Raw genomic sequence first — 10,786 nt, 5'->3', positions numbered from 1 at the left:
CACACACTTTAACTTTGAACGCTCGATATATTGAAAGTCGAATCGTAGAAAGAAGATTCCCTCGGGTTAACTCCGGGGGAGTATTATATTTAGGGGATTAAGTCACAAAGGATAAGTACAGTCATGGAAAATCTTAAAAAAATTAATGAGCAACTCTCAATTGCGACTAATCAAGTTACACCGACCCAATTGCAACAAGCAGCACAAGCCGGGTTTAAATCCGTGCTAAACTTTCGATCTCCTCAAGAAGAAGGTTTCCTCAGTGATGAGGAGAAACAAGCAGAAGCAGCCGGATTAGAATATGTTAATCTTCCCGTCAAACCTAATGGGATTACAGAGGAACTTGCCGATAAAATTATACAACAAATTGATTACCTTCCGAAACCTGTCTTACTCCATTGTAAAAGTGGATTGCGTTCGGGTGCAATGGGGTTAATGTATATTGCGATTAAAGAAAATATATCGGCAGATACCATCCTAGAACAGGGTAAAGAAATGGGTTTTGATTGCAATACATTTCCGCAAATGAAGGAGTTTTTAATCACTTATATTTCTAAACATTCAAACAATCATTAATTCATCCGAATCTCACTGAAATTAGGCGACAAGGAGTTATAAAATAATGACAAATGAAACAAGCAAGCAAAACTTAGACTCGACTACTTCCGAAAGTAAAATGTTAATTTTTGCAAGTTTTTTACTCGGCTTTGGTTTGGGCGGGTTTATCGATGGAATTGTATTGCATCAGTTGTGGCAATGGCACCACATGATCGCCAATCTCGTCCCCACAAATACCCTCGCCGGATTAGAAACAAATACTGTTGCGGATGGTGTTTTTAATGCTGGAATGTTTACAATTACTGTAGCGGGTTTAGGTTTGTTGTGGAAAAGTATTAAGCAAAATCCCAGTTTTTCACTGTCAACTCGCGCATTTATTGGCTGGAATCTAATAGGTTGGGGAGGATTTAATTTATTTGATAGTGTTGTTTTTCATGCGATCTTGAGATTGCATCATATTCGCCAAGTTCCCAACTTTATTATATACGATATAAGCTTTTTTTTGATCGGAGGTTTCCTGATTTTAGCGGGAATTGTTTTAACCCGAAAAAATTAACCTGAGACAAGTGGGGTGGGTTGATTCAGGTTTCTGCCTCAAAAACATAGATTTCTACACAATAACCCCTACATTGGTGGATGTGGAATAGTTGCAGGTTCGTTATTCTTGTGATATACTACAAACATAATACAGTTTTATACAAGTGAGGAACGATCAGCAGAAGTTGTTCGTTTAACTAATTAATGAATCGTGAAGACATTGAAAATAGAACGGTTTTAATTGCCTTAACAGGTTCACGAGGTTATGGGTTAGAAACAGCTACCTCTGACTATGACTATCGCGGCATTTTTATTGCGACAAAACCCTATTATTTGGGATTAAGTCACATCGAACAACAGGATAAAGGCTGGGATACAACCCCATCTCAAACGTTTCCTTATTTAGCCAAAGATACCTGTATCTATGAACTCAGAAAGTTCTTAAAATTAGCGATTGATAATAATCCCAATATTTTAGAATTATTCTGGTTTAAAGACTATGTTCACCTGACAGAAGTAGGAAAAATATTGCAGCAACATCGACAATTATTTCTTTCTAAACGCATCAAACAAACCTATTCGGGTTATGGTTACGCCCAAATCAAAAAGTTAGAATCTCATCGTCGTTGGTTACTCAATCCTCCCCAACATCAACCCACTGCGGCTGAATTTGGATTGGTAGAAAAGCCGCCTCTAAATGTTAGCCAGATTAATAGTTTTTTAGAATATTTGTATTTATTGGTACGGGATCGGATTGAATATCTAGAACCGGCTAAAGCGTTGTATAATCTGTTAACCGCAGAGATTGACTACAAAGGAATTTTAAAACAACATTCGCTTCCGGATGAAGCATTAGAAACCACTCAAAAGTTAGCCAATTGTTCGGAAGAATTTCTTCAAATGTTACAAAAAAGTCAACAATATCAACGGAGAATTAGAGAATACAAAAACTATCAAAGCTGGAAAAAGAACCGTAACCCAGAACGGGCAAAAATGGAAGCAAAAGTTGGCTATGACTGTAAATTTGCCATGCAAGCGATTCGGCTATTAAAAACGGGGATAGAGGTTTTAAAGACTCAAAATTTAATTGTTGATCGTCGAGAAGCCGGAGATGCTGAAGAATTATTAGCTATCAAAAAAGGTCAATATTCCTACAATGAAGTGATACAAATGGCAAAACAACTCTATCAACAACTCGATGAAGCCGAAACTGTTTCTACCCTGCCAAAATCTGTCGATGAATCTATTGTCAATCAACTTTGTATGGATTTAGTTTCACAACAAGGATTTTAATCCCTAAAACCTCTTGTTGGGGCGTAAAGCTTGCGCCCAATTTTAATAATTGTTTTTTGTGAGATTTCCGAGAAACTGATCATCAGGTAAACAGGTAGATAGTAAATCTAGTATTTTCCTACAAACCCAAAGAACTTATTAAGTGAAGGGAAGTTGAGAAGAAATAGGTTAATAATAACAAAGTCAGTTAACCCCCAAACTTCTATGATTGATCCCCGTGAAATTTATGACCTACTCCTTGATAAAAGTGCCAGTAATACTCCCATTCAAGAAGTTATTATTGGTTTAACCTGGACGCTGTGCGAAGCCGAAGGAATGGGGTTGTGCATGAGTCCCGGAATTCCCACTCGTACCTTACCGTGGTCGGGAACTTTAGTCAATAAACCCGCCTCGGAGTTGACCTCTTGGGTGCGATCGTGGGAGAGTTATCAAGCAACAGTCGGAATGGCGGTAATTAATGCTATAATTAATTCGGATTCTCCCCTACCAAAAACGGCTCAACCTCTCTCTCCGACTGGTCCGGCAAACTTATCTGTATTTGAACATTTTCTCCCTCAAATTCGGGGAAAACGGGTGGCAATTATTGGGCGCTATCCCGAACTTTCTCGCTACGAAAAAGAGATGAATTTGGTGGTAATTGAAAGACAACCCACCGGGTCAGATTTACCTGATCCCGCTTGTGAATATATTTTACCCGAGTCAGAATGGGTGTTTTTAACCTCAACTTCCATCGCGAATAAAACCTTTCCTCGCTTGGCTGAGTTATCAAAAAATGCTACATTAGTCTTAATGGGTCCAACTTTACCGTGGTTAGAAGAATTCGCCGAAATGGGAGTGAATTATTTAGCCGGAGTTCGGATCACGAACCCCCAAGCTTTGCGTCAAACGGTTGCTGAAGGGGGCGGAACTCGCATTTTTGACACAGGAGTTCAATATTGTGTTCAGCAAATTTCGGGCTAATTTAAGTCTCCCTATTTTCCTGCTGTTGTAATCGTTCTGGAGGGGTTGTTCCCCAATCTTGACGCAGTGGAATATATTCACCTCGAATGGGATTATAACGATAAATCAGAGAATAGTAAACGGGAGAATTAGAGCTATTGATTTTGAAGTCTAGAATAATTTCTGGTTCTTTATCTTGATCAATATCTTCAATTTCTACGCCCAAAAATTGATCAGTGGGTTGATTATTGCTCCCCGCCATCAACAAAATTGCTTCACTAAATTTTAAGACACCTCGGCGCACAATTTGTAAGCGTAATTTACGGTGATTTGAAGCTTCATCTTCGGGTTGATAAAAGAGTAAAGCTTCTACATCTTCAGCCCTCGCAGTTGCTTCTAATGACTCAGGAATTTCGGGGATTAGGGGTAAAGATTCAGAGGGTTCTGCGGAGGAATTTGGAGAAGATTCAGAAGCGGCAATTTCTGAGGAGGAATTTGGAGAAGATTCAGAAGCGGCAATTTCTGAGGAGGATTCAGGGGGAATTATTTCTTCCGGTTTTGCTGTCGCTGAAGGTACAATTTCCGGTTTTTCTTCATCTTGTTTGGCGTTTAAAACAATAGTTTGAGGAGTGGGATTTGACAACTCATCTGCTGAAACTCGAGCAATATATTGAGTAGGAATAAAAGGAGTTTGACGAGAATCTGCGATCGCTTGACAGATAAAAGTCGCCACTTCAGCACGAGTTGCAGGTTGATTCGGGTTTAAACGTTTAACATTGGGATAATTCACCACTAAACCATTTTCAGTCGCCGCAGTAATTGCCGTTTGTGCGGTTTCTGGAATTTGATCGGCATCGGTAAAAATCTGATCTAATTGCTGTGTGGATAACCACTGCGGTTCATAGTCTAAACCTTGAGTTAAAGCCGTTAAAACCTGCGCCCTTGAGACGGTGATCATGGGATTAAACGCCCCGGCAATATACCCCGATAAAAAGCCTTTCCGATCCGCTTCTCGAATCGCATCATAAGCCCAATAATTCGTCGGAATATCTGCAAAGTTTGTGGGTTTACGAACTGCCTCAACATTAGAAAAAGCCTGACTTAAAATAATCGCTAATTCTACCCGTTTCATGGGTTCATCGGGGCGAAAGCGATCATCTTCGCGATTTCCTCCTACTACTTCTCGTTGCGCCAAGGTTTGAATACATCTTTCCGCCCAATGTCCTTGAATATCTGAAAAGGAAGTAATAGTTGACCGTTGAGCTTGTTCGTGGGGTGGAGGATTTGGTGTCGCCAGACTTATCTCGCTTTGACAGAGGAATGTGATAGCAACGACTCCTCCTAATATTAATTGATCATCCCCTATTTTCCTGTTCATATCGCATTTTTAAGCTAACTAAAGAATTAATTTTTAGGGTATCCTAACTCTACTGAAATATTTTATCGCCTTTGGGAGAATCGTCAACTGAACCGATGATTATTTCCCTCAATCATTATAAATGATCACTAGAAATGATTAGCCCTTTTTTCGAGAAATTTTAGTCTGGAAAATCAAAGGGTTTTGAAGGGCAACAAAAAAGAGTTTTATTCCATTTCGGATTTTAGTCAATCCTCTGAATAACCCAAGCGATCGCACCACTCTAACACCCGATTCCAACCCCACCACCGATCCGGATCTTGGGATTGACGTTGACAAGATTTACTGCTAATATAGCCAACATGACCGCCATATTGAGTTAACATCAAGTCTATTTTAGAATTTTGGCGAGCGGCGGCTTGTAAATCGGGAATAATAGTGGGATCAAATAAAGGATCATCGGCCGCATAAAGAATCAATGTGGGTTTTTGAAATTGAGTTAATAACGGTAAGGCACTACTGGCATTATAGTAGTCTTCGACTGACGAAAATCCTAATCGTTCGATCACCAATTCTTGATCAAATCCCCAAATACTATTGGCTCGTTTGATCGCTTCTGGATCAATATTTTGGGGATGGGCTTTGTAGATACGTCTAGCCAGTCTTTTTAACTCTTTGGCGATCGCTTTTTCGAGATATTTTCCGAAAGGATCTTTAACCAAATAAGACAGAGAACGATTAGAATCCAAACTTGGACAAATCACCGCTCCCCCGGCAAAGTCTGACTCACTAAAATTGAGGTTATTTCCCCAACTGGAAACGGTTTGTGCTGCTTTCACACCCCAAAGCGCTAACTGTCCACCCAAGGAATATCCCGTAAACCAAAACGGAGGCGGACACCCCAAGGCTTTCGCTTTAGCGGCGATGCGAACAAAGTCTTCTCCCTCAAAAATTCCATCTGAGGTGAGTGTGGGTGAGAGTTCTGCGGTTTTCCCATGCGCCCGCCAGTCAAACAAAACAACGCTGTAACCTTTGGCGTAGGCTTTGCGCCCCAACAGTCTGAGAAACCATTGGTTGTTTAAATCTCCAGTAATCCCATAAGTACCGATGATTGTACCGCGTGAATGTTCAGCAATGGCATATTGACCAAAAATCGGAACTTTCCCCGCCCCGAGAAAGATTTGGTCTTGATAGTGGGGTTCCCGATGAGGGGTGGTTTTTTCCCAGGTTTTCTTGGCTCTCAAGGCTGCATAAACAGTCATTGTCAAGCCATTTTTTAGCAAAAAGGGGGGAGTGTAGGAGAGTTGATCCATTATCGAAAGCAGAAGGGATAGGTGGTGTTTTTATAGGTCAATGATGGCAGATAGAGAACCTTAACGGACAGAGTTCACAGGCTTATTTTTTGACTTGGGGTTTTTTGTCCAGATTTAACGATAGTATCAACGAGGCTATCAATCAACCGTTCGGAGTCCATTGGCATGAGTTTGTCTCCCTGGAGGACGTTCTGCACCATAATAAAATGGATTAACCCACCGACAAAGATCCGGGCTGTGGCTTCAGGGTCGTTGATTTCTAGGTGTGGACAATTTTGGAAATATTCGGTTAACGTGACTGTGGCGGGTTGAATTAGTTCCTGCACAAAGATTTCGGCTAAATCTGGTCGTTTGCTAGACTCACCGATAATTAAACGGGCAAAACAGAGATATTCATCCTCTGAGGCATTTTCAATGATTCTGTGGGCGAGATCTCGCAACACTAAGTCCGGTTGACCTTTGAGGGGTTGTGACCAAACCAGGCGAAATTTCTCGGAGGCGATGCGTTTAACGAGGGCGGTAAATAGGCCGTCTTTATCACAAAAGTGACTGTACAGGGTTTGTTTGGACACACCGGCCGATTTAGCAATTTTATCCATACTGGTGCAAGCGTAGCCATGGGCTAAAAATTCGGGCATGGCACCTCGGAGAATTTGGTCGGCTTTCTCGGCGCATCCCGGACGTGAATATTCAAGGTTTGTGATTTTACGCATCGCTTTGATTCTCCTATTTTGTTGTGTATATTATGCTTATAACTCGCTCCAAACAGTACCACACTGTACAGTCTAAGCGTAACATCGCTGGAAGTGGTTTGACAGGGAGTTGGGGAGATGCGCGCCTCCCTCTATTTTGAGTTTTGACACAGAGAAGCACGTTCTTGATCAGGAAGATTCGAGAGATAGTCCTGAAGCCACAAACACCCTTGGGTGATTTGATAATCTAACTCAAAGCCTTGCATATTCCAAAGAATAGTTGTTCCATCCTCTTTGGCGATCGCTAAAATTGTGCCATCTTGATTGAAATGAACCCGATTGATAAATACATCTTGATCAATGGTGTAAAACGGTTCAATCTCTTGAGTCTGACAGTTTCCATCCGTCGGCCAAAGTTGTTGGCGATCAAGCGGCCAAAATCGAACTTTTTTATCATCACTCGCTGTTGCCAAAATTTTACCACTGGGATCGATATCAATACTGCGTACAGTCGCCTGATGTTTCAGAGGACAAGAGGTTCCCTGACTCGGACTCCAGAGATCAACTTGATCTTCAACTTGATCTTTAGGATCTTCAACTGCGATCGCTAAAAGTCCAGCCTTTGAGACGTAACTAATTTGATTAATCGTTCGCTTTGGATAAGATCGAATCGTGCGGAAGCGCCAACCCGTTTGATCTTGACTCCACAATTGAAGTTGGGATTGGGTTTGCGGATCAGAAGTAGCGATCGCCATTACATCTCCGGTTTGATCAAACTCAATACTGACAACCGGAGCATCCAGGGTTAAAGTCTCTATTAAAGTCCCGTCCTTTTGCCAAAGCTTCACCTTTGCGTCTTCACTCCCAGAAGCCATGATTCCATTCGGACTAAACTCAACCGTATTCACCACAGAGTCATGTCCGTTCAACGTCTTGACAGATGCGGTATACCCCGTCTCTAGGTTTTGGATATTCCAGAATTGAATCGTCGGTTCTGAGGTGCCAACCGTGGCGAGGGTTTGTCCGTCTGGACTCAAACTCACCCAACGCACTTGGTTTTGATGTTGCAACAATAAGGGTTGATCGTCTGAATTTTTCAACAATTGAACCGTGTCAGTCTTCCACAGTCGAACGGTTTGATCGTCACTGGCTGTCGCAATAATTTCGCCATTTGGACTAAAATCAACGTCATTAATGGCTAACGGATGTCCTTGGAGAATATGATCAAGAGGGTTGCTGTTGCGATCCCAGAGTTTCACCGTATTATCGGAACTTGCAGAGGCGATCATCTCACTGTCTGGACTAAAACTCACTGTCCAAACATCGTTATTATGTCCACTAAAGGTTTGCAAAATCACGCCATCTTTGTTCCATAGCTTCACGGTTCGATCCCGGCTACCACTGGCAATGGTCTGACCATCGGGGCTAAAACTAACACCCAAAACATCGTTATTGTGTCCTTTGAGGGTTTCGATCTCTTTTCCGGTTTGCACATTCCAGAGTTTCACCGTGCGATCGCCACTCGCAGAAGCCAAAACTAGACCATTGGGACTAAAACTCACCTCATAAACCCCGATGCAGTTTTCGGTCTGTTGAACGGACTGACAGTGACCTCTGAGGGTTTTCAGTCGGGTGCCGTCTATTTTCCACAGTTTAACGGTGGGATCAAAACTCCCTCCCGAAGCAATGGTTTCTCCGTCGGGGCTAAACTTAACATCTAAAACGCCACCTTTGTGAGCATTAATAGTTTTGATTGCGGTGCCGTTGTTGACATCCCAAAGTTTAACCGTACCATCTGCACTCGCCGAAGCAATCAGGCGACCATCAGGACTAAAAATCACACTGGTGACAACCGCCTGATGACCTCTGAGTGTTTTTAACCATTGACCATCTCGACTCCAGAGTTTAACGGTTGTATCATAGCTAGCCGAAGCAATCGTTTGGCCATCGGGACTGAAGCTAACACCCAATACCACATCTTCATGGGATAGAGGTTGTGAACTAATGGCTGGATCGATAAAGTTAGTGATGAATTGTCCATTTCGATTCCAGAGTTTGATCACTTTTTCGTTTCCCCCAGTGGCAATGACTTCTCCATCGGGACTGTAACTAGCCGCTAAAACACTGTCATTTTGTTCGAGTCGATTCCGTTCATGGAGGCTATTATCGGATAATTTCCGTAGTCCTTTGGCTATCTGATTTTCGAGATCTTTTGAAGCCTTGGTTTGTTGAATATTTTCCCCGATAATTAGACTGGCCCGTAAAATTCCAATTTGATCGTTTTGATCGGCAACAATTAAAGAGTCTTTTGCCGCCTCAATTGCTTCAATTCTTGCTTGGGCTTCTTGTCTTTTCTGTCCCATGGCAAATAGCGTAAATCCCGCGAATAATACTCCAGCTAATGCTGCCATAATTCGTTCAAGTTGACGACTGCGGGTTTCGGCTTTGCGGCGACGTTCGGTTTCTTTGGCGAGGCGAGAATAGATATCGACATCTTCTTCGAGTTCTTTATTTTTTTGTTGGAGTTGTTCAAAGGCAACTTCTCGGTCTGAGCGATGTTTTTGTCGGATAAAATCTGCGAGATAATCGTGAACCAGTTGATAAAATTCGGTCCCGTCTACAATTTCTCGAGATACTAAGCCAGACTGAGAAAGAATATATAAAATTAAATCGAGTTGATATTCAACGCCTGTTTTTCCGAGGGCCTCTTTTAATTCTTCTGTGAGTTCTGAGCGAGTTTTCAGGGGACGAGTGTTGTTTTCATCGGTGAGTAAATATAGAACTAAATTAGCGGCTTGTTGATGTTCTAATCCGCAATCTTGAATCACTTCTTCGAGAAAGCGTTCAACTAATTTTTGTTTGGGGCCTTTGTTTTCATATTCAGCTAAGGTGGTAATATCTTCGGCTTGAAGTTGGGCGCCGACGACTTGTAGTTCAATCGGACGAACTTCTCCGAGTTCACTCGAGAGGTCATTGACTAAGGCTTTAATCAGTGCGTCTTCTAGGAAAAAATGAGACCGATCTGTTAAACTTTTGATCACATTATAAGCTTCTTTGCGGGTAAAGTTTCCGAGATAAAATAAAATATCTTTATTTAAAATATCATTATTAATAATTTCAAAGTCGATTAGCCGCACTCCTTCGAGTAGATGATGTAAGTAGTCATCTCGAACTGAAATGATGACTTTTACATAGGGCAAATTGAGACAGTCTCTTAAGGCTTCAAAGAAAAGCAGACGGGCTTTGGGTCGGGTATAAGTAAAGAAAAATTCTTCAAACTGATCAAAGATTAAAATTGTAATTTTGTTTTGGTTCGCATTGGCTTTTAATTGGAGTAAAATATTTTCAAGTGCTTCTTGATTGCTGCGCTGAGTTGTGCGAGTTGAATTTTGAGATTCGACCTTTTCTTCTGTTGTTTTTTCTGTTTCTGGAAACTCTGTTAATGGATAATTTGATAGCCTTTTTTCGAGTTCTTTAGCAAAGGAGTTATAGGTTCTGAGTAAAATGGGGACAACTTGACGCGCTTCAATGCTAAAATCTTGTAAAGCCGGAACTAAACCCGCTCGCATAATTGAACTTTTACCGACACCAGACTGACCATAAATGACTGTTAATTTATGCTGAGTGCTTCCGACTCGTTGGAGTAAACGATTAATTGCTTCTTCACGACCCGAGGCTTTGATTTCATCGGTAACAGTTGCTTCTGTCGAGACTGTTCCTAACATCGGATCGACGGCTTGTTCTCGCGGTTGCAGTCGTCCGGCACCAATAAAAGCAGTATAACCAAAAGCACTTGATTTGGTACGATGTTCTTTTTTCGTATCAAACGCTTCTCGATATTCACCCAGTTCAAAATAGAGTCGGTGCAACATTCCTAAAATTTGCAAATAAAATCTAGGATTGTATTTAGGTGCAGTTTCTTTATAGGCAATTTCTAACTTTTCTATCGCATCCCAAGGTTGACTTAACTGTTCTAAAGCTTGAGCAAGTAACCAATAATATAAACCTTGATTTTGATTTTTTACGGGATCATCACAAGTATAATCGGGATTTTTTTGGAGAATTTCTAAGGCGATTGTCGCAAATTCTTTGGTATT

8 protein-coding genes are annotated in these 10,786 nt (G+C 41.4%); 4 read left to right on the top strand and 4 right to left on the bottom strand.

All coding sequences use genetic code 11. The annotated features are described in order from the left end of the window. Positions 1-123: 123 nt before the first annotated feature. From M595_RS18125 to M595_RS18110, 4 genes are all read left to right on the top strand, one after another. A complete protein-coding gene (locus M595_RS18125; protein WP_023067812.1) occupies positions 124-576 on the top strand; it encodes a protein tyrosine phosphatase family protein in 453 nt (150 codons plus the stop codon). A gap of 46 nt (positions 577-622) precedes the next feature. Beyond that, a complete protein-coding gene (locus M595_RS18120; protein ID WP_023067806.1) occupies positions 623-1,114 on the top strand; it encodes a DUF2243 domain-containing protein in 492 nt (163 codons plus the stop codon). Positions 1,115-1,299: 185 nt separating this feature from the next. Further along, positions 1,300-2,388: a nucleotidyltransferase domain-containing protein gene (locus tag M595_RS18115; protein ID WP_023067810.1), complete on the top strand. Its 1,089-nt coding sequence runs from the start codon at positions 1,300-1,302 to the stop codon at positions 2,386-2,388. 204 nt (positions 2,389-2,592) lie between these two features. Then, a complete protein-coding gene (locus M595_RS18110) occupies positions 2,593-3,348 on the top strand; it encodes a DUF364 domain-containing protein (RefSeq protein WP_023067796.1) in 756 nt (251 codons plus the stop codon). A 1-nt stretch (position 3,349) separates the two neighbouring features. Here the strand turns inward: M595_RS18110 and M595_RS18105 are convergent, their stop codons facing one another. From M595_RS18105 to M595_RS18090, 4 genes are all read right to left on the bottom strand, one after another. Continuing rightward, a complete protein-coding gene (locus M595_RS18105; RefSeq protein WP_023067800.1) occupies positions 3,350-4,705 on the bottom strand; it encodes an S-layer homology domain-containing protein in 1,356 nt (451 codons plus the stop codon). A gap of 227 nt (positions 4,706-4,932) precedes the next feature. After that, complete coding sequence (locus M595_RS18100; RefSeq protein WP_023067821.1) at positions 4,933-5,997, bottom strand: YheT family hydrolase; 1,065 nt, start codon at positions 5,995-5,997, stop codon at positions 4,933-4,935. Between the two features lie 74 nt (positions 5,998-6,071). After that, a complete protein-coding gene (locus M595_RS18095) occupies positions 6,072-6,710 on the bottom strand; it encodes a TetR/AcrR family transcriptional regulator (protein ID WP_023067824.1) in 639 nt (212 codons plus the stop codon). Positions 6,711-6,841: 131 nt separating this feature from the next. Continuing rightward, complete coding sequence (locus tag M595_RS18090; protein ID WP_052001807.1) at positions 6,842-10,561, bottom strand: WD40 domain-containing protein; 3,720 nt, start codon at positions 10,559-10,561, stop codon at positions 6,842-6,844. Positions 10,562-10,786: the final 225 nt, after the last annotated feature.

Origin of the sequence: Lyngbya aestuarii BL J (assembly GCF_000478195.2) — a bacterium.
Lineage (GTDB): Bacteria > Cyanobacteriota > Cyanobacteriia > Cyanobacteriales > Microcoleaceae > Capilliphycus > Capilliphycus aestuarii.
The sequence above is the reverse complement of the archived record's forward strand: the minus strand, read 5'-3'. Positions and strand labels throughout refer to the sequence as shown.